Genomic DNA, 16,913 nt, shown 5'->3' with positions numbered 1-16,913 from the left:
TTCAAGCATAGAACACAGCAGGCTGTTTTGAAGCCGGCCCAGATTGATAGCCAATACGCATCAATTCATCCAAATTAGTCACTTATCATTTCTAAATGTGTCAGCCACTATCCCAAGTCTTAAGCGAAACAAGCACTTTAAAAAGAACGCTGGAGACACAAAACCATGACGACCCCTTCCCGGCCTGCGGCTGCCCCCTCGAAAGTAGGCGCGGTATTGCGCGTTACTTCGGGCAATTTCCTCGAACAGTTCGACTTCTTTCTGTTCGGTTTCTACGCCACCTATATCGCTGCCGCGTTCTTCCCGGCCGCTAATGAGTTTGCGTCATTAATGATGACCTTCGCCGTGTTCGGCGCGGGCTTCCTGATGCGTCCATTGGGCGCGATCATTCTGGGTGCCTACATCGATGACGTGGGCCGTCGCAAAGGCTTGATCGTGACCCTGTCGATCATGGCCAGCGGTACGCTGCTGATCGTACTGGTGCCGAGTTATCAGACCATCGGCCTATGGGCGCCGTTTCTGGTGCTGTTGGGGCGCCTGCTGCAAGGCTTCTCGGCCGGCGCGGAGCTGGGTGGCGTGTCGGTGTACCTGTCCGAAATGGCCACGCCGGGCCGTAAAGGCTTCTACACCAGCTGGCAGTCGGGCAGCCAACAGATCTCCATCGTCGTCGCCGCGGCCCTGGGTTATGGCCTGAACGTGTGGATGGAACCTGCGGTGGTGGCCGATTGGGGCTGGCGGATTCCGTTTGCCGTCGGTTGCGTGATCATTCCGTTTATCTTTGTGTTGCGTCGCAACCTGCAGGAAACCGAAGAGTTCGCCAACCGCAAGCATCGCCCAACCATGCGTGAAGTGATGGCGACCCTGGTGAAGAACTGGACCGTGGTCATCGGCGGCATGCTGATGGTGGCCATGACCACCACCGCGTTCTACCTGATCACCGTGTACGCACCGACTTTCGGTAAAACCGTGTTGCACCTGAGCACCTCGGACGCCTTGCTGGTGACCTTGCTGGTCGCGATCTCGAACTTTTTCTGGCTGCCGATCGGCGGCACGTTAAGCGACCGCTTCGGCCGCAAACCAGTGCTGATCGCCATGACGGTGCTGACTGTCCTTACGGCTTATCCGGCATTGTCCTACGTGGTCAACGCACCAAACTTTGCGCACATGCTGGAAACCCTGCTGTGGTTCTCGTTCCTGTATGGCATGTATAACGGCGCGATGATCCCGGCGTTGACTGAAATCATGCCGGTGGAAGTGCGTGTGGCGGGTTTCTCCCTGGCCTACAGCCTGGCGACAGCAGTGTTCGGTGGCTTTACCCCGGCGATCTCCACCTGGTTCATTCACATCACTGAAGACAAGGCTTCACCTGCGTATTGGATGATCTTCGCCGCGCTGTGTGCATTGTGTTCGACCCTGGCGTTGTATCGCCGCGCCAATACCCGTGGCCAAGTCATGCAGGAGGCTGCGCAATGAAACCGCTGTTCAAGACCCTCACTGCTGTCGTCCTCGGCACCCTGGCGCTGACCGCCCAGGCCGAACAACTCAAGGTCATGACCTCGGGCGGCTTCACCGCCGCGTATAAATTGCTCGGCCCGCAATACGCCGAGCAAAGCGGTGACACCCTCGACACCATCCTTGGCCCGTCCATGGGCAAGGCGCCGGAAGCGATTCCCAACCGCCTGGCCCGTGGCGAACACGCCGACGTGGTGATCATGGTCGGCTATGCCCTGGATGAACTGATCAAACAAGGCAAAGTCGACCCCGCCTCCCGCGTGGAATTGGCGGACTCGCGGATCGGCCTGGTGGTGAAGGAAGGTGCGGCCAAACCTTCGATCAATACCGATGCCGAGCTCAAGGCTGTGCTGAGCCAAGCCAAGTCGGTGGCCTATTCAGATAGCGCCAGCGGCGTGTATGTCGAGAAGCAATTGTTCAAGAAACTCGGCATGCCGGCCAAGGGCACCATGATCGAACGCGTGCCGGTGGGCGAGCAGGTGGCCAAGGGCGATTATGAGGTCGGCTTGCAGCAAGTGGCGGAGTTGTTGCCAGTCAAGGGTGTAACGTTTGTGGGCAAGATCCCGGAAGACGTGCAGTCGGTGACGCGCTTTGCTGCGGGCATTCCGGTGAACGCCGAACACCCGGAGCAGGCCAAGGCGCTGTTGCAGTTCATGGCATCGCCCGAGGCCCAGCCCGAGGTGCAATCCACCGGCCTGGACTCGGTGTCACGCTGACCGGAACGGCATCTCCCGTACCAGTCGCTCCAACTCCAGCGCCGCCGGTGGCAATGTCCGCCCGCGGCGCTTGATCAGGCCCACATTGCGTAGCACCTGGGGCTCCACCAGCGGCACACTGACCAGAATCGGGTGAGTGTGCGCCGGCATCGCAATCGACGGCACCATCGCCACGCCCAGCCCCGCCTCCACCAGCCCGATCATCGTGGTCACATGGTGGGTCTCGCAGATACTCGGCTTTTTCACCCGCACGCCACGCAGGGCCTGGTCGAGCAGGAAGCGGTTGCCCGACGTCTTGTCCACCTCGATGTAGTCATGCTCATAAGCCTCGGTCCAGCTCACGCTGTCACGCGCAGCCAGAGGGTGATCACGCCGACAGGCCAGCACGTAGCGCTCCTGCAGCAGCAACTCGAATTCCACCTCATCGGCCAGGCTGCCGCTGAAACTCACGCCAAAGTCTGCCTCGCCGCTGGCCACCGCATTGCACACCTCGCCGGCACTGGCATCCAGCACCCGCAGGCGAATCTTCGGATACAGCTTGTGGAATTCGGAGATCACGTGGGGCATGAAGTAATACGCGGTAGACGGCACACAGGCGATGGTGACGTTGCCCATGCGTGTGGACGCGACGTTGCTGATGCCCATCAAGGCGATGTCCAGATCATCGAGCATTCGCTCCACCTGGGGCAAGAAGGCACGACCGACCATGGTCAGGCTGACCCGCCGCGTGGTGCGTTCGAACAGCTTTACATCCAGCGCGGATTCAAGCTTTTCGATACGCCGGCTGAGGGCCGGTTGCGAGATACGGATGGCCTCGGCAGCGCCACGAAAACTGCCCTTGTCCACCACGGCGCGGAAGGCTTGGAGGTCGTTGAGGTCGAAGTTGATGATCACGGGAGGCAGGCCAAAGGTGGTCGAGGTGGCGAGCATTATCGTATGGGAGCCGGTGGGACGCCATGTGTGCCGAGACGGTTTGCCGAGATCATCCTGTTACACATATGAAGTCATACATATCAGCAGGTTATCGGCCGCCTGCGGCCACGCGATCGCCAAAACGGGTCAATACTTGGGGCCTGACCTACACAACTGGAGACGTAGCAACTCATGGAAACCTACCCCTTCTGGATGGACGACGAGGCGCCGGGCATCGGCATCGATCAGTTGCTTCTTGCATCGCGCCAATGGTCGAGTAGGATTGAATCCTACTCAACCCTGGCGGATAACCCCATGCGCTCAACCCAGCAAATGAGCATCACCTTGCCCCTTGAAATGGCTGCCCTGGTCAAAGCCAAGGTGGCTGCTGGCGAATATGCCAGCGAAAGTGAAGTGATTCGCGACGGCCTGCGGGCGTTGCTGGCGCGTGATCGTGCCATGGAAGATTGGCTCAGAGACGAAGTCATCCCAGCAGCGACCGCCCTTGAGGCCAAGCCTGAGCTTGGGTTATCGCCAGAACAGGTCCGCGAACAGATGGCCGCCAGACGTCAGCGCAAAGGCACACGGGAAGCGTGAGCTACTCGGTAGTTTTTTCGCCCCAGGTCCTGGTGCAACTCGATGCCCTCGAGGATTACATCAGCGATGTCGGCTCCCCTCCTGTAGCGGCACGTTTTATCGATAACCTCATCAGCTACTGTGAAAGCCTTGCCCTGTTTCCCTTGCGTGGCATGCGCCGTGACGACCTGCTGAAAGACTTACGCATCACTCACCATCGTCACAGCACCGTTATTGCTTTCAGAGTGAAGCCTGACTTCAAAACGGTATCGATAGTGGGGGTGTTTTACGGCGGGCAAGACTACACGGCGTTGTTGCACGCAGATGAGAACGAGCACCCGACAAGGTCTGAAAAGCCTGCTGAAAACTGATCAGCAGGCTTTTAGCGTTCAAACACCCTTTAATGAAGGGCCTGATAGCGCGTTCCAAGCCGTTGGCGCACCGAAAAATGCCTGGGCATTACTGTCCAACGTTTCCAAATGATACCCACCTTCCTGCACGATCACGCTGGGTAACCCCAGCGCGCGGATGCGGGCTCCCAACCGCGCAAAGCCTTCCCGCGTCACCGCGACTTTGCTTTGTGGGTCCAGCTCGTAGATATCGAAGCCCAGTGACAACACCAGCACATCCGCCGAGAAGCGCTTCACCGCTGCCAGGGCCTGCTCCAGCTTTTCGAAGAACACCGCTTCGCTGGCACCATGGGGCATCGGCAGGTTGAGGTTGTACCCTTCGCCGGCGCCACCGCCTTTTTCCTCGGCAAAACCTGCCACGCCAGGATAGAAGTTGGTCGGGTCGCCGTGGATCGACACATACAGCACGTCGTCGCGGTCGTAGAAAATTTCCTGGATGCCTTGGCCGTGATGCATATCTGTATCGAGCACGGCGACACGCTGGAAACCTTGTCGCAGTGCTTGCGCAGCCACGGCCGCATTGTTGATGTAACAGAAGCCACCGGCCGCGTCGAAGCGGGCGTGATGGCCCGGCGGCCGGCACAAGGCGTAGGCGGCAGGTGCGCCATCGAGGAGGTCGCCCGCAGCGGCGACGGCGCTTTGCGCCGACCAATAAGCCGAGCGCCAGGTCAACTCGCCGATGGGGCAACTGCCATCGGCCAGGTAGCGTGCAGCCTGGGCCAGGATGCCGCGCAGGGCATTGGGTTCACGCACGAAAATATTGGACATGACTTCGTCGCCCCAGTCTTCGGGGATCTCTTTCCAACGCGGGTGAGCCTCTTGAAGAAAAGCCAAATAGGCGCTGCCGTGCACGGCGAGCAAAGGACCCATACCGTAATCGGTCGGTTGCTGGATATCGAAGCCCAGGGTTTGCGCAGCCAACAGCAGGTTGCGCGCTCGCTCGGGAACCTCCTGTGGCGTGCGCATCTGGCCGCGGGAATAGTAGCTACGCGGGTGGTGCAGGAGTTGTTCGGGGTGGAAAAACGTCTTCATGAGTTGCTCCTGGATAAACACAGAACCTGTGGGAGCTGGCTTGCCTGCGATTGCGGTGAATCAGGCAGTACATTGTTCTCTGACAGTCCGCTATCGCAGGCAAGCCAGCTCCCACATGGGCATGGCGTCAGCCTTCAGAAATGAACGCGCCCGGCGCGTTTCAAGACGGCGTTGAGCAAGACATCGGTGCCTTGGCGCACATCGTCGGGCAAGACATCTTCGGCTTCGTTGTGGCTGAGGCCGCCGACGCAGGGGATGAAGATCATCGCGGTGGGGCAATAGCGCGCCAGGTGAATCGCATCGTGGCCAGCACCGCTGACGATGGTCTGCTGGCTGTAGCCCAAGCCGTCCACCGCAGCCTGCACGCAGGCCACGCACTCGGCGTCGAACGGCGTGGCCGGGCTGATCCAGTGAGGCGTGATGGTGACGCTCAGGCCACGGTGGTCAGCGATCGCCTGCAGGCGTGCACGCACTTGCTGCTCCATGGCGTCGATGTCGGCGTCGTGGTGGTGGCGCAGGTCGACGGTAAAATTGAGCAATCCGGGGATGGTGTTGCGCGACGACTTGGCGATGCTCAGTTCACCCACAGTGGTGAGACCCTGCGGGGCAAAATCGGCAGCGAGGTTTTCCAGGGCCTGGATCATTTTCGCCGCGCCGTACAGCGCATCTTTACGCAACAGCATCGGCGTAGTGCCAGCGTGCGCGGCCATGCCTTCGACCCGCACATCGAGCCAGCGAATCGCTTGACCACCGGTGACTACGCCGATGCTGTTGGCGTTGTCTTCCAGGATCGGGCCTTGCTCGATATGCGCCTCGAAATACGCATCCACCGCACCACCCAACGGGCGCTCACCGTTGTAGCCGGTGGTGCGCAACGCCTCGTTCACGCTGATACCGTCTACATCGGCGGTGGCCAGTGCCTTGTCCAGGGCGAGCGTGCCGGTGAACACCGCCGAGCCCAGCATCGCTGGGGTGAAACGGGCGCCCTCCTCGTTGGTCCACACTGCAATTTCCAACGGCTTGCGCGTCTGGATGCCGTGGTCGTCGAGGCTGCGGATCACTTCCAGACCAGCCAACACGCCGTACACCCCATCGAAGCGTCCGCCTTCGGGCTGGGTATCCAGGTGGCTGCCCATCATCACAGGGGCTGCGTCGTTATCGGTGCCCGCGCGGCGGGCGAACAGGTTGCCGATAGCATCCACGCTCAACGTCAGGCCGGCTGCTTTACACCAGTGGCTGAACAGCTCACGACCAGCCTTGTCTTCAGCGCTCAATGCCAGGCGGCAGCTGCCACCGCGTGCCGTCGCGCCGATCTCGGCCATGGCCATCAGGCTATGCCACAGGCGCTCGCCATTAATCTTCAACATTGCTGACTCCCTCAACTGTGTGCCATTTCCAGGCGGTGAGCCGTGGCGTGGCGGCGGGACAAGGCCAGCACGCACACCAAAGAAACCGCCGCGATCACGCTGTAAAACACTGCCATCGGCCACCATTGGCCCAGGTATTGATGGGCCAGCCAAGTGCCGATCAACGGTGTCAGGCCGCCGGCCAATGCGCCGCATACCTGGTAAGCCAGAGAGATCGCGGTGTAGCGCACACGTGTTTCAAACAGGCCGCTGACAAAGCCTGCAATGACGGCGTAGAAGGACGCCATGCACACCACCGCGAGGGCAATGCCAAGGATGATCAAGGGCGCCTGGCCGCTGCTGACCAATACGAACATCGGGTACGGCGACGCCATCGCCAGTACGGTCATGGCGCACAGGAACCGTGTAGCGCCGACCTTCTCCGCCACCCAGGCGGCCAGAGGCTGAACGCAGAACTGGATGATGGCGACGAAGAACAGGCATTCCAAAATCAACGAGCGCGGTAGGCCCAATTGCTGAGTGCTGTAGGCAATCATGAAGGTGTTAGTGAAATACACGCCGGCAATCCCCAACGTATTGGCGCCAATGCACAACAACAGCGGGCGCCAAGCGGTTTTCAGCACTTCCAGGACGGGGGCTTGGTCCTTTTTAATAGCACGGGCCTTTTCCGCCAGGGCCTTGTCTTCAAGGAACTCCGGCGACTCGTTCACACCCAGGCGAATCGCCAGGCCGACCACTAGCAGCAAGGCGCTGGCCAGGAACGGCAGGCGCCAGCCCCAACTGAGCAGGTCTTCTTCCGGCAGACGAGTGACGGCGCTGAACGCCAGCAAGGACAGAATCAAACCGGCCGGGCTGCCCAACTGCGCGAAGGATGCAAAGAAGTTACGGCGCCCCTTTGGCGCATGTTCCCCGGCCATCAACACCGCCCCACCCCACTCGCCGCCGACCGCAATGCCCTGCACCACGCGCAGCAGGATCAGCAGCACCGGGGCTGCGGCGCCGATCTGCGCATAGGTCGGTAACAGGCCGATACACACCGTCACCACGCCCATCATCACGAGGGTAATCACCAGGGACTTCTTGCGCCCGATGCGGTCGCCGATATGGCCGAACACGATGCCGCCCAACGGCCGTGCGAAAAAGCCCACGGCGAAGGTGCCGAATGCGGCCATGGTGCTGAACAGTTTATCGTCGGAAGGGAAGAACAGCTGACCGAACACCAGCGCGGCGGCGGTAGCGTAGATGTAAAAGTCGTACCACTCGATCATGGTGCCGATAAAGGCGGCGGCCGCGGCACGGCGAGGCTGCGGCGAAGCGGAAGGCTTCATGGGGCTGGCTCCTTTGGTTATTTTTTTGGCAGGAGAAGGTCAAACCGATGCGTTCTGATGGCGCTTGTTAAGCCCGATTTTTCGGCCCGGGGCTATGATTAGTCAATTTTCTATTTATTATCTTGATTATAAATACTGCTTATTATCGAGCGACACCATGCCCGAATCCCGCCGCGATATTCACCCCCTGCTCAACGACCGCCTGGACTGGAACCTGCTGCGCACCTTCCGTGTGATCGGCCAGGAACTGAGCATCAGCCGCGCTGCTGCCCGCCTGCACCTGACGCAACCGGCCATCAGCCAGGCACTCAAACGTCTGGAAGAGCAGCTGGATTGCCAGCTCATCGTGCGCCGTGGCCCGCGCTTCGTACTCACCGAGGCGGGTGAACAGATCTTCGCCATTGCCGGGGAGATGTACGGTCAGGTCTCGCAGATGAGCAACGCGCTGCAAAAGCCCGGCGATGAAGTGATCGGCAAAGTGCGCTTGCTGATGATCAGCCGGATTAATTCCGACACTTTCGATGACTTTCTCGCAGGCTTTCATCGCGAGCACCCACGGGTAGACCTGGAGGTCGAAGTGATGCGCAGCTCCGACATCGTCGCCGCGCTGCTGGAGAAAACCGCGACCTTGGGGCTGAGCCTCAACCGTCGGCCGCAACCGCGCCTGGAACAGCATCTGTTTCTGCGTCAGCGTTATGCGTTTTTTTGTGGAAAACACCACCCATTGTTCGGACGCACAGGCTTGGTCGAAGGGGACTTGCAGTCGGAAAACTTCGTGAGTTTTACCAGCGACCAGATCGGCGGGATGCTCTCGCCGCTGACGATTTTTCGCGATCAGCAAGGGTTCGGTGGGCGGATCGTGGCGTCATCCTCCAGCCTGGAAGAAGTGCGGCGATTGGTCATTGCCGGGTTTGGCTTGGGCTGCTTACCCACTCATGTGGTGGCGGACGATGTGAAGAGCGGGCTGCTGTGGCGGCTGCCGCCGGATGAGGGGATTGCGGATGTGGATATTCACGTGCTTTGGAATCGGGAGCAGAAGATGAGTCGGGCGGAGGGGGTGTTTATTGAGCGTCTTCTGGAACGGTTGGCCGAAAAATGATTGCTCACATCGATAGCACTGATGATTACTATCGAAACGAGCGCCTGAACGATTGCCGACACTGATTCCTATAATCGCCCCACATTCCCTCCTCGCCTGGCTTCAGGCGACATTCCTCCCGGAACCCAATCCCATGCCAAGCGCGAGCCAGGCCCCTAGCGGCCTTCCCGAACATAATCAACAAAGCGTCAAACAGCAGTGGCTGGCGATTCTTTCGGTCGCCGTGGGTGCCTTTGCCCTGGTGACCAGTGAATTCCTGCCGGTGGGCGTACTCAACGACGTCGCCAGCGATCTGGGCATCAGTGCCGGTCACGCCGGGTTGATGGTGACATTGCCCGGTATCATGGCCGCCCTCGCCGCGCCGTTTCTGTCGGTCAGCATTGGCGCCATGGACCGTCGTTACCTGCTGATCGGCCTGACACTGGTGATGATCATCGCCAACTCGGTGGTGGCCTTCGCCAACGATTTCAGCCTGCTGCTGTTCGGTCGCGTATTGCTCGGCATCAGCATCGGCGGCTTCTGGGCCACGGCCATTGCCCTCAGCGGGCGGCTGGCGCCCAAAGGCGTTGGGGTTGCGAAAGCCACCTCGATCATCATGATGGGCGTGACACTGGCCACCGTCTTGGGCGTACCGGTAGGTACGTGGCTCAGTGGTCTGATGGGCTGGCGCATGACCTTCCTGGTCACGGCGTTGGTGGGCATTCCGGTGCTGTTGGCGCAAATCTTCCTGCTGCCGCGACTCACCCCTGAGAAAGCCATTCAGATCCGTGACCTGCCGGCTTTGTTTATCAACCCACAAGCACGGGTCGGGTTGATCGCCGTGCTGCTGATCGGCCTGGCGCACTTTGCTGCGTATACCTATGTCGCGCCGTTCTTTAAACACAGCTCTGGCTTCGACGGGCCGACGATTGGCTCGCTGTTGTTGCTGTATGGCGTGGCTGGGGTGCTGGGCAATATCTTCGCCGGCTTTGCCGCCAACCGCAGCGTACGCAACACCCTGTTGTTGGTCGCACTGATGATCGGCACCAGCACCGCGCTGTTCCCCTACTTCGCCACCGGCATGACCGGCGCGGCGATGCTGATCGCCCTCTGGGGCTTCGCCTTCGGCGCGTTCCCAGCCTGCGCGAGCATCTGGATGTTTGTGGTGGCGCCCAAGGACGTAGAGCGTGGTATGCCGCTGTTTGTGGCGCTGTTTCAGGTGATCATCGCCCTGGGTTCATTCTTTGGCGGGCGGATCGTCGACCAAATGGGCAGTTCGGTGTTGTTGAGCCTGGCCACGGTGTTAGTAGGGTTCGGGTTTGCGACCGTGCTGGTGTTGGGGCGCAAGGTCAGTAATAACCTGGTGGCACAGCCTGCCTGACCGGACTGCATCCGCAAAAAAGCCTGCTGAGAGCTGAGTTCAGCAGGCTTTTTTCGTTTCAGGGAGCAGGTATTTATTTGGCCGCGGGGAAATCACGCTCGAGGACGGCATCCACCAGCATTTGCGCGTTTTCGATCAATTGAGCTAGGGCCATGATCACGGGCGACTGAGTGCTGTCCGGATCTTCGGCGCATTGGTAGGCGGTTTGAAGGGCGGATGAGAGGGTTTCAGTGGCGTTTGTGAGGGCTTCTTCGGTGCCAACATCTGCACCTACATGGAAGATTTTCCGAGGGGAAAATTCGGAGTCAGAATCGAGATTGCTCATTGTGTAGCTCCTGTATGCAATGGGAGCTGCCACATCCCGCTGTCAAACAGAATCAGGTGGCAGCTATGCGCGGGTTGACAGACCGGTATACAGGACCCGGCGCACCCGAAGATGCCCCACGCACAGCCGCCATAAAACGACGTCACAGCAGAAAAGCCTGTAATCGCATGGAGGTCGTACACCTGTAAATCAGTCTGTCAAAACCGGTCGCCATGAGGGCGACGGCGAAAGGTTAGCGCCCTGCCCCAGTCAACGCAACCCTGCTGGAAAACTGTCGAACCGGCACAACGTAAGCACCTGTTTCGGAAAAGCTCGGTAACCAGAATCCCCACCAGGAACCTTGTGTGCATAAGCCTGCAAGCTAGCCTCAAAAGGTCGCCGCCGTGGCGACATACTGTCAAGGGTGCTGATATGCCAACGAGATATCGCGATGCGGTCACAGGTGAATACGTAACAGAGCAAGAGGCGAAGAGAAGACCAAGGGAAACGGTGAGGGAAACCGATAAAAAGCGCCCGGCAAAGCCGACGGCCAAGAAGTAGGATTAACAGATGAGAGCGACTGCCGTATGTCCAGACAGACTTGCCAATGAAACCCGATTGCCCCAATGTAATGACCAACGTCATTACACAAGGAGCTATCCCTTGGCATCTATCAACATCCGTATCGATGACGACCTGAAAGCTCGTGCCTACCTAGAGCTGGAGAAACTCGGTGTCACACCTTCTGAACTGATACGTCAGGCGTTGCAATATGTTGCCGAACGCGGCCAGTTGCCATTTAAGCCTGTCCTCATGACTGAAGAGGATGAAGCCTTGATGGAGACCGTACGTGAGCGCCTTGCGTCGCCTCAACGTGTGAGGGTTTCTCTGGATGACCTATAGCCTTGATTTTGATGCGCGTGCATTGAAGGAATGGCAGAAACTCGGCGACACCCTCCGTCAGCAACTCAAGAAGAAGCTGGTCGAAGTCCTGAACAACCCATGTATTGAGGCTAACCGCCTACATGGGCTGCCTGACTGCTACAAGATCAAACTGCGTAGCAGCGGGTACAGGCTGGTGTATCAAGTGATAGATCAGGAAGTTACGGTGTTCGTGGTCGCCGTCGATAAGCGTGAACGAGATCAGGCTTATCGCAAAGCGTCTGAGCGCCTTGATCAGCGTTAGGCAGGACTACAACAATTCCCTGAAGCAGCCGTTAATAAAGGCTAAAAACGAAAAAGCCCCGCAGTTTATTCAGCTACGGGGCTTTTTCTATGTAATGGCGGAGAGATAGGGATTCGAACCCTAGGTACCGGTGAAGGTACAACGGATTTCGAATCCGTCCCATTCGGCCACTCTGGCATCTCTCCAACGGCGCGCATCATAACAGCATGATTGATGGATGCAAAGCGCCGAAGCGATTTTTTTCCGTGCTATCAGATGCTTGCGTCGATTACAGCGGTACGCCGAGGCGCTTGGCGACTTCTTCGTAGGCTTCGATCACGTCACCGAGGCCTTGGCGGAAGCGGTCTTTGTCCATCTTCTTCTTGGTGTCCTTGTCCCACAGGCGGCAGCCGTCCGGGCTGAATTCGTCGCCCAGAACAATGGAGCCGTCGTGGAACACGCCGAACTCCAGCTTGAAGTCCACCAGCAACAGGCCGGCGTCGTCGAACAGCTTGCTCAGCACGTCGTTGACCTTGAGGGACAACTCCTTCATGCGCGCCAGTTGCTCAGCGGTGCCCCAACCGAACGCCACGACGTGGGATTCGTTGATGAACGGATCGCCCTTGGCGTCGTCCTTCAGGAACAGTTCGAAGGTGTAAGGGTTGAGCTTGAGGCCCTCTTCCACGCCCAAACGCTTGACCAGGCTGCCGGCGGCGTAGTTACGCACGACGCACTCGACCGGGATCATGTCGAGCTTCTTGACCAGGCATTCGTTGTCGCCCAGCAGTTGGTCGAATTGGGTCGGGATACCGGCCGCTTCGAGTTTCTGCATGATGAAGGCGTTGAACTTGTTGTTCACCATGCCTTTGCGATCCAGCTGTTCGATGCGCTTGCCGTCGAACGCCGAGGTGTCGTTGCGAAACAGCAGGATCAGGCGGTTGGCGTCGTCGGTCTTGTACACCGACTTGGCTTTGCCGCGGTAGAGTTCTTCACGTTTTTCCATGATGGGCTCCGCTTTGAGTAAGGTGGGCTAGGCGATGTGTCGCCAGTCGAGCCCTGAATCTTGATCGGCCAATTGCAGCCAGTCCGGGTCGCACCCTAGGGTGTCGACAAAACATTGCCGGGCAAGCGTCGGCAGGTTGTTCTTGCTGCTGAGGTGAGCCAGGACCAGGTGTTGCAGGTCTTGCCAGCCCAACTCATACACCAGGTATGCGGCCTGGTGGTTGTTCAAATGTCCCAGCTCGCCGCCCACCCGCTGCTTGAGAAAGTAAGGGTAATGACCGCGCGCCAGCAGGTCTCGGCAGTGGTTGGACTCGATCATCAAGGCATCGAGGTCCCGGTAACCCTCCAGCACCTTGGCGCAGTAGGAACCCAGGTCGGTGAGCACACCGAAGCGCCGCTCACCGTCACTGAATACATATTGCGTCGGCTCCTGGGCATCGTGAGCAACCGCAATGACATTGATGCTCAGGGCGCCAATGTGCAGTTGCTCACCACCGGCCAGGAAGCCAGCAGGCTCAATGGGTTTGCGCATCCCGCGCAACGTGCCGCGACTCAAGTACACCGGTAAATTGTAGCGCCGAGACAGCAAACCCACGCCATGCACATGGTCGGCATGTTCGTGGGTTACCAGAATCGCGCTCAGTTGCGTGGGGTGAACCCCCAGGCGCAACAGGCGCCGCTCGGTTTCCCGCAGGGAGAAACCACAATCGACCAGCACGTACGTGTCATCATGGGCGACCAGCGTACCGTTCCCTTGGCTACCGCTGCCGAGAACGGCAAAACGCATCGGATCAGCCCAGGTTGTCTTGAATCACGCCCAACACTTTACGCGCTGTTTCAGCTGGCGCGACGGTGTTGATGTTCTTCTCGACGGTGACTTGCACGCTTTCGCCCACCTTGCTCAAACGAACCTGGTAACGCTCGGCACGGGTTTCGATCTCTTCCTTGGTCGGCGCGCTGCCGAACAATTTGCCGAAGAAACCTGGCTCGTCGTCCTTCTTCTCGGCCTTTTCAGCCACGTTGATGTAGTACAGGCCCAGGCTGCGGTTGATGTCTTCAACGCGCCAAGGGCCTTGCTCCAACGCGCGGCCAACACTGGCCCAGGCACGGTCGAGGTCTTCACCCAGGTTCAGCACGACGTTACCGCTGCCGTCTTCGGTGAGGCTGACGCGGCTAGGGGTGTCGTAATCACGGGCGGCGAGCAGGGATACGGAACCACCCTTCTCGGAAATACGGCTCATGCTGGCGAGCATTTCGTCGACCAACGCGGCGTCGACACCGGTGTTGACCGAGCGCGGCGTGAAGTCGACGTCAGCCGTGCTGCCGGCAGGCCGCTCGGCGCTGACTACATAAACTTCGCTGGTATTGCGCTGCACGCCGGGCTCGATGCGCACACGCACACGGGCTTCGCTGTCGGCGGCAACACCGCCCGCCAGCAGGCGCTGGGCCATGTTGGCGGACAGCTCGCGACCTTGCTGCCATGCGGTGGTGAACTCACCCGTCTGCGGACGTTGCTGGTCGAGGCGGAAACCGTTGTCCTGGAAGAACTGCACCGCCACCGGCCAGACTTCGGCAGGTGGGCGCTGAGCCACTATCCAGCGGTTGTCGCCGCTTTTCTGCAGGCTGTAGTCGCTGGCATCGGCCACGGCCATAATCGGCTGTGGGCGTGGCACTACGTACTCACCCTTGACCGTGTCGTCGGCAACGTTGCGTGGAATCGGCAGCAGCGGGTCAAGGCGCTTGGCGACATTGACATCAGGCGGCAGTTGCATCGGTTTGGTTGCTTGCGCTTCCAGGTAATCGCTGCCGCGGTCACGGAAGTAGCCTTCCGGGCCCCATACCCAACCGCAGCCACTGGTGCTGGAGATAATCAAGGCAAGTGCGGAAAGTCCGGCCAATCGCTTCATGCGTAGTGCTTCCTCAATTAAACCAGGACGCCGGACTGGCGCAGGGCCTGTCGCAGCGGTTCGTGACAGGCTTCGCTGAGGCGGGTGAGCGGCAGACGGATACCGTCCGGCATCAGGCCCATCTCAAACAGCGCCCACTTCACGGGAATAGGATTGGATTCGATAAACAGTGTCTTGTTGAGCGGCATCAGCTTCTCGTGGATCGCTCGAGCGGTGGCTGCATCGCCCGCGATGGCGGCGGCACACATATCGCTCATGGCGCGCGGGGCCACGTTGGCGGTCACGGAGATGTTGCCCTTGCCACCCAGCAGGATCAGCTCGACAGCGGTGGCGTCATCACCGGAATACACCAGGAAGTCGCTGCTCACGCCGGCCAGGATGTCCTTGGCGCGCTGCAGGTCGCCGGTGGCTTCCTTGATGCCGATGATGTTCGGCACGGTGGACAGGCGGATCACAGTCTCGGCCTTCATGTCGCACGCGGTGCGACCCGGTACGTTGTAGAGGATCTGCGGGATCTGCACGGCTTCGGCGATGGCTTTGAAGTGCTGGTACAAGCCTTCCTGGGTCGGCTTGTTGTAGTACGGAGTTACCAGCAGGCAAGCGTCGGCGCCGGCCTTCTTGGCGTTCTTGGTCAGCTCGATCGCTTCACGCGTCGAGTTGGCGCCCGTACCGGCGATCACGGCAATGCGGCCCGCTACGCGCTTGACCACGAACTCGATCACCTGGATGTGTTCTTCCACATCGAGGGTGGCCGATTCACCTGTGGTGCCGACCGCCACAATGGCGTTGGTGCCCTCTTGCAGGTGGAAGTCCACCAGTTTGCCCAGGCTGTCCCAGTCGAGACGACCTTGTGCATCCATGGGTGTGACCAGTGCCACCATACTGCCCGCAATCATGCAACCGCTCCTGCCGGAAAAAGAGAGCCGTAATGGTACTGGCGCCAAGATGCTTGTACAAGCGAAGTACCGCGTGAGGATGCGTTCTGGCGCAACTAAACGTCGGGCAATGCCATCATTAGGCCAAAGCACCGCCCGAAGCGGGCTGATCACGCAATGAAAACGCCACCTCCTAGCCCTTGGCGACGCTTTTCGCTACCCTTGATCCTTTGATCGATACCGCCCACACGGTAACGACCGCTCATCGCTTTAGGAAGGCTGCATGTCCACCCCCACAGTTCGCGAACAATTCCTTGTTATCAGTGCCCTCGGCGCCAACCCCATGGAGCTGACCAACGTCCTGTGCCGCGCCAGCCATGAGAACCGCTGCGCCGTCGTGACCTCCCGCCTGACCCGCCATGGCGAGTGCAGTGCGCTGGTCCTGCAGATTTCTGGCTCCTGGGATGCCTTGGCGCGCCTGGAAACAGGCCTGCCGGGCCTGGCCAAGAAGCATGATTTCACCGTCAACGTGGTACGCAGCGCCGCCCTGGAAAACCGTCCCCAGGCCCTGCCTTACGTAGCCTATGTCAGCTCGGCCTACCGTTCGGACATCGTCAACGAGTTGTGCCAGTTCTTTATCGACCACAACGTCGAGCTGGAAAACCTGACCTGTGACACCTACCAGGCGCCACAAACCGGCGGCACCATGCTCAATGCCACCTTTACCGTGACCTTGCCGGCCGGCGTACAGATCAGTTGGCTGCGCGACCAGTTCCTGGATTTCGCCGATGCCCTGAACCTCGACGCCTTGATCGAGCCATGGCGCCCACAGAACCCCATGTAAGGAAGTACCTCTCTATGCCGGTAGCCATCGACACACCCGTGGCCGACTTCGAGGCCCAGGCCACCAGCGGCCAGACCTTCAGCCTCGCAGCCCTCAAGGGCAAGCAAGTGGTGATCTACTTTTACCCGAAGGACAGCACCCCTGGCTGCACCACCGAAGGCCAGGGTTTTCGTGACCAGTACGCCGCGTTCAAGGCCGCTAATACCGAAGTGTTCGGCGTGTCGCGTGACAGCGTGAAGTCCCACGAGAACTTCAAGGGCAAACAAGAATTTCCTTTCGAGCTGATCAGCGATAAGGACGAAGCGGTCTGCCAGCTGTTTGATGTGATCAAGTTGAAGAAGCTGTATGGCAAGGAATACCTGGGCGTGGATCGCAGCACCTTCCTGATCGACAGCCGAGGCGTACTGCGTCAGGAATGGCGCGGCGTGAAAGTGCCGGGCCATGTTGATGCGGTTCTGGCGGCAGCGCAGGCGCTGAACAAGGCTTGATCTTACCTCGATAAGG

The 16,913-nt window shown here is 59.6% G+C and carries 19 protein-coding genes and 1 tRNA gene; 10 read left to right on the top strand and 10 right to left on the bottom strand.

The window, feature by feature from the left end; translation table 11 throughout:
• Nucleotides 1-165 precede the first annotated feature (165 nt).
• Nucleotides 166-1,473 carry an MFS transporter gene (locus ODQ19_RS05770; RefSeq protein ID WP_330209540.1) on the top strand — a complete coding sequence of 436 codons (1,308 nt, stop codon included), beginning with the start codon at nucleotides 166-168 and terminating at the stop codon, nucleotides 1,471-1,473.
• The gene (locus ODQ19_RS05765; RefSeq protein ID WP_116666862.1) at nucleotides 1,470-2,228 is read left to right on the top strand and encodes a substrate-binding domain-containing protein; all 759 of its coding nucleotides are present in this window, start codon (nucleotides 1,470-1,472) and stop codon (nucleotides 2,226-2,228) included. The genes ODQ19_RS05770 and ODQ19_RS05765 overlap by 4 nt, the downstream gene beginning before the upstream one ends.
• Here the strand turns inward: ODQ19_RS05765 and ODQ19_RS05760 are convergent.
• A complete protein-coding gene (locus tag ODQ19_RS05760) occupies nucleotides 2,220-3,122 on the bottom strand; it encodes a LysR family transcriptional regulator (RefSeq protein ID WP_116666932.1) in 903 nt (300 codons plus the stop codon). The two genes, ODQ19_RS05765 and ODQ19_RS05760, sit on opposite strands and share 9 nt — an antisense overlap.
• A 210-nt stretch (nucleotides 3,123-3,332) precedes the next feature.
• Here ODQ19_RS05760 and ODQ19_RS05755 point away from each other — a divergent pair, with 210 nt between their 5' ends.
• A complete protein-coding gene (locus tag ODQ19_RS05755) occupies nucleotides 3,333-3,737 on the top strand; it encodes a ribbon-helix-helix domain-containing protein (RefSeq protein ID WP_442962727.1) in 405 nt (134 codons plus the stop codon).
• Entirely contained in the window at nucleotides 3,734-4,087 is a 354-nt protein-coding gene (locus ODQ19_RS05750) for a type II toxin-antitoxin system RelE/ParE family toxin (RefSeq protein WP_330209539.1), read from the top strand. Before ODQ19_RS05755 ends, ODQ19_RS05750 begins: the two co-directional genes overlap by 4 nt.
• An 18-nt stretch (nucleotides 4,088-4,105) precedes the next feature.
• On the opposite strand, the gene ODQ19_RS05745 is transcribed toward ODQ19_RS05750, so the two are convergent.
• From ODQ19_RS05745 to ODQ19_RS05735, 3 genes are all read right to left on the bottom strand, one after another.
• A complete protein-coding gene (locus ODQ19_RS05745) occupies nucleotides 4,106-5,158 on the bottom strand; it encodes a histone deacetylase family protein (protein ID WP_330209538.1) in 1,053 nt (350 codons plus the stop codon).
• Between the two features lie 134 nt (nucleotides 5,159-5,292).
• Complete coding sequence (locus tag ODQ19_RS05740; RefSeq protein ID WP_330209537.1) at nucleotides 5,293-6,525, bottom strand: Zn-dependent hydrolase; 1,233 nt, start codon at nucleotides 6,523-6,525, stop codon at nucleotides 5,293-5,295.
• Nucleotides 6,526-6,536: 11 nt separating this feature from the next.
• A complete protein-coding gene (locus tag ODQ19_RS05735) occupies nucleotides 6,537-7,853 on the bottom strand; it encodes an MFS transporter (protein ID WP_330209536.1) in 1,317 nt (438 codons plus the stop codon).
• A gap of 157 nt (nucleotides 7,854-8,010) precedes the next feature.
• On the opposite strand from ODQ19_RS05735, the gene ODQ19_RS05730 reads away from it, so the two are divergent.
• Entirely contained in the window at nucleotides 8,011-8,952 is a 942-nt protein-coding gene (locus ODQ19_RS05730) for a LysR family transcriptional regulator (protein ID WP_330209535.1), read from the top strand.
• Nucleotides 8,953-9,085: 133 nt separating this feature from the next.
• A complete protein-coding gene (locus ODQ19_RS05725) occupies nucleotides 9,086-10,312 on the top strand; it encodes an MFS transporter (RefSeq protein WP_330209534.1) in 1,227 nt (408 codons plus the stop codon).
• A 73-nt stretch (nucleotides 10,313-10,385) separates the two neighbouring features.
• Here the strand turns inward: ODQ19_RS05725 and ODQ19_RS05720 are convergent, their stop codons facing one another.
• Complete coding sequence (locus tag ODQ19_RS05720) at nucleotides 10,386-10,637, bottom strand: DUF6124 family protein (protein WP_330209533.1); 252 nt, start codon at nucleotides 10,635-10,637, stop codon at nucleotides 10,386-10,388.
• Nucleotides 10,638-11,279: 642 nt separating this feature from the next.
• On the opposite strand from ODQ19_RS05720, the gene ODQ19_RS05715 reads away from it, so the two are divergent.
• Entirely contained in the window at nucleotides 11,280-11,519 is a 240-nt protein-coding gene (locus ODQ19_RS05715; protein ID WP_116666869.1) for a type II toxin-antitoxin system RelB/DinJ family antitoxin, read from the top strand.
• Nucleotides 11,509-11,802, top strand: coding sequence for a type II toxin-antitoxin system RelE family toxin (locus ODQ19_RS05710; protein WP_116666870.1), 294 nt, complete (start codon nucleotides 11,509-11,511; stop codon nucleotides 11,800-11,802). Before ODQ19_RS05715 ends, ODQ19_RS05710 begins: the two co-directional genes overlap by 11 nt.
• A gap of 95 nt (nucleotides 11,803-11,897) precedes the next feature.
• Here ODQ19_RS05710 and ODQ19_RS05705 read toward each other — a convergent pair.
• From ODQ19_RS05705 to dapA, 5 genes are all read right to left on the bottom strand, one after another.
• Nucleotides 11,898-11,987: transfer RNA gene (locus tag ODQ19_RS05705), tRNA-Ser, on the bottom strand.
• Between the two features lie 83 nt (nucleotides 11,988-12,070).
• Nucleotides 12,071-12,784 carry a phosphoribosylaminoimidazolesuccinocarboxamide synthase gene (gene purC / locus ODQ19_RS05700; RefSeq protein ID WP_065928209.1) on the bottom strand — a complete coding sequence of 238 codons (714 nt, stop codon included), beginning with the start codon at nucleotides 12,782-12,784 and terminating at the stop codon, nucleotides 12,071-12,073.
• Between the two features lie 27 nt (nucleotides 12,785-12,811).
• Nucleotides 12,812-13,570 (bottom strand): MBL fold metallo-hydrolase, encoded by a 759-nt coding sequence (locus ODQ19_RS05695; RefSeq protein ID WP_116666872.1) that lies wholly within the window; start codon nucleotides 13,568-13,570, stop codon nucleotides 12,812-12,814.
• 4 nt (nucleotides 13,571-13,574) lie between these two features.
• The gene (gene bamC / locus ODQ19_RS05690; RefSeq protein ID WP_032892980.1) at nucleotides 13,575-14,690 is read right to left on the bottom strand and encodes an outer membrane protein assembly factor BamC; all 1,116 of its coding nucleotides are present in this window, start codon (nucleotides 14,688-14,690) and stop codon (nucleotides 13,575-13,577) included.
• A gap of 17 nt (nucleotides 14,691-14,707) precedes the next feature.
• Nucleotides 14,708-15,586 (bottom strand): 4-hydroxy-tetrahydrodipicolinate synthase, encoded by an 879-nt coding sequence (gene dapA / locus ODQ19_RS05685; protein WP_014717368.1) that lies wholly within the window; start codon nucleotides 15,584-15,586, stop codon nucleotides 14,708-14,710.
• A gap of 262 nt (nucleotides 15,587-15,848) precedes the next feature.
• On the opposite strand from dapA, the gene ODQ19_RS05680 reads away from it, so the two are divergent.
• Both ODQ19_RS05680 and ODQ19_RS05675 read left to right on the top strand, forming a co-directional pair.
• Complete coding sequence (locus ODQ19_RS05680) at nucleotides 15,849-16,409, top strand: glycine cleavage system protein R (protein ID WP_003189463.1); 561 nt, start codon at nucleotides 15,849-15,851, stop codon at nucleotides 16,407-16,409.
• Between the two features lie 14 nt (nucleotides 16,410-16,423).
• On the top strand, nucleotides 16,424-16,897 hold the full coding sequence (locus ODQ19_RS05675; RefSeq protein ID WP_330209532.1) for a peroxiredoxin: 474 nt from the start codon (nucleotides 16,424-16,426) through the stop codon (nucleotides 16,895-16,897).
• Nucleotides 16,898-16,913: the final 16 nt, after the last annotated feature.

The sequence above is a fragment of the Pseudomonas sp. AM4(2022) genome, from assembly GCF_036346515.1.
Taxonomy (GTDB): domain Bacteria; phylum Pseudomonadota; class Gammaproteobacteria; order Pseudomonadales; family Pseudomonadaceae; genus Aquipseudomonas; species Aquipseudomonas paracarnis.
This window is presented reverse-complemented; position numbering and strand designations above follow the sequence as displayed.

Coding starts and splice junctions, on each gene's coding strand:
- ODQ19_RS05695 (WP_116666872.1), bottom strand. CDS start 13,570: ATGCGTTTTGCCGTTCTCGGCAGCGGTAGCCAAGGGAACGGTACGCTG.
- ODQ19_RS05740 (WP_330209537.1), bottom strand. CDS start 6,525: ATGTTGAAGATTAATGGCGAGCGCCTGTGGCATAGCCTGATGGCCATG.
- ODQ19_RS05770 (WP_330209540.1), top strand. CDS start 166: ATGACGACCCCTTCCCGGCCTGCGGCTGCCCCCTCGAAAGTAGGCGCG.
- ODQ19_RS05730 (WP_330209535.1), top strand. CDS start 8,011: ATGCCCGAATCCCGCCGCGATATTCACCCCCTGCTCAACGACCGCCTG.
- ODQ19_RS05765 (WP_116666862.1), top strand. CDS start 1,470: ATGAAACCGCTGTTCAAGACCCTCACTGCTGTCGTCCTCGGCACCCTG.
- ODQ19_RS05725 (WP_330209534.1), top strand. CDS start 9,086: ATGCCAAGCGCGAGCCAGGCCCCTAGCGGCCTTCCCGAACATAATCAA.
- ODQ19_RS05710 (WP_116666870.1), top strand. CDS start 11,509: ATGACCTATAGCCTTGATTTTGATGCGCGTGCATTGAAGGAATGGCAG.
- ODQ19_RS05720 (WP_330209533.1), bottom strand. CDS start 10,637: ATGAGCAATCTCGATTCTGACTCCGAATTTTCCCCTCGGAAAATCTTC.
- ODQ19_RS05755 (WP_442962727.1), top strand. CDS start 3,333: ATGGAAACCTACCCCTTCTGGATGGACGACGAGGCGCCGGGCATCGGC.
- bamC (WP_032892980.1), bottom strand. CDS start 14,690: ATGAAGCGATTGGCCGGACTTTCCGCACTTGCCTTGATTATCTCCAGC.
- ODQ19_RS05680 (WP_003189463.1), top strand. CDS start 15,849: ATGTCCACCCCCACAGTTCGCGAACAATTCCTTGTTATCAGTGCCCTC.
- ODQ19_RS05675 (WP_330209532.1), top strand. CDS start 16,424: ATGCCGGTAGCCATCGACACACCCGTGGCCGACTTCGAGGCCCAGGCC.
- ODQ19_RS05745 (WP_330209538.1), bottom strand. CDS start 5,158: ATGAAGACGTTTTTCCACCCCGAACAACTCCTGCACCACCCGCGTAGC.
- ODQ19_RS05735 (WP_330209536.1), bottom strand. CDS start 7,853: ATGAAGCCTTCCGCTTCGCCGCAGCCTCGCCGTGCCGCGGCCGCCGCC.
- purC (WP_065928209.1), bottom strand. CDS start 12,784: ATGGAAAAACGTGAAGAACTCTACCGCGGCAAAGCCAAGTCGGTGTAC.
- dapA (WP_014717368.1), bottom strand. CDS start 15,586: ATGATTGCGGGCAGTATGGTGGCACTGGTCACACCCATGGATGCACAA.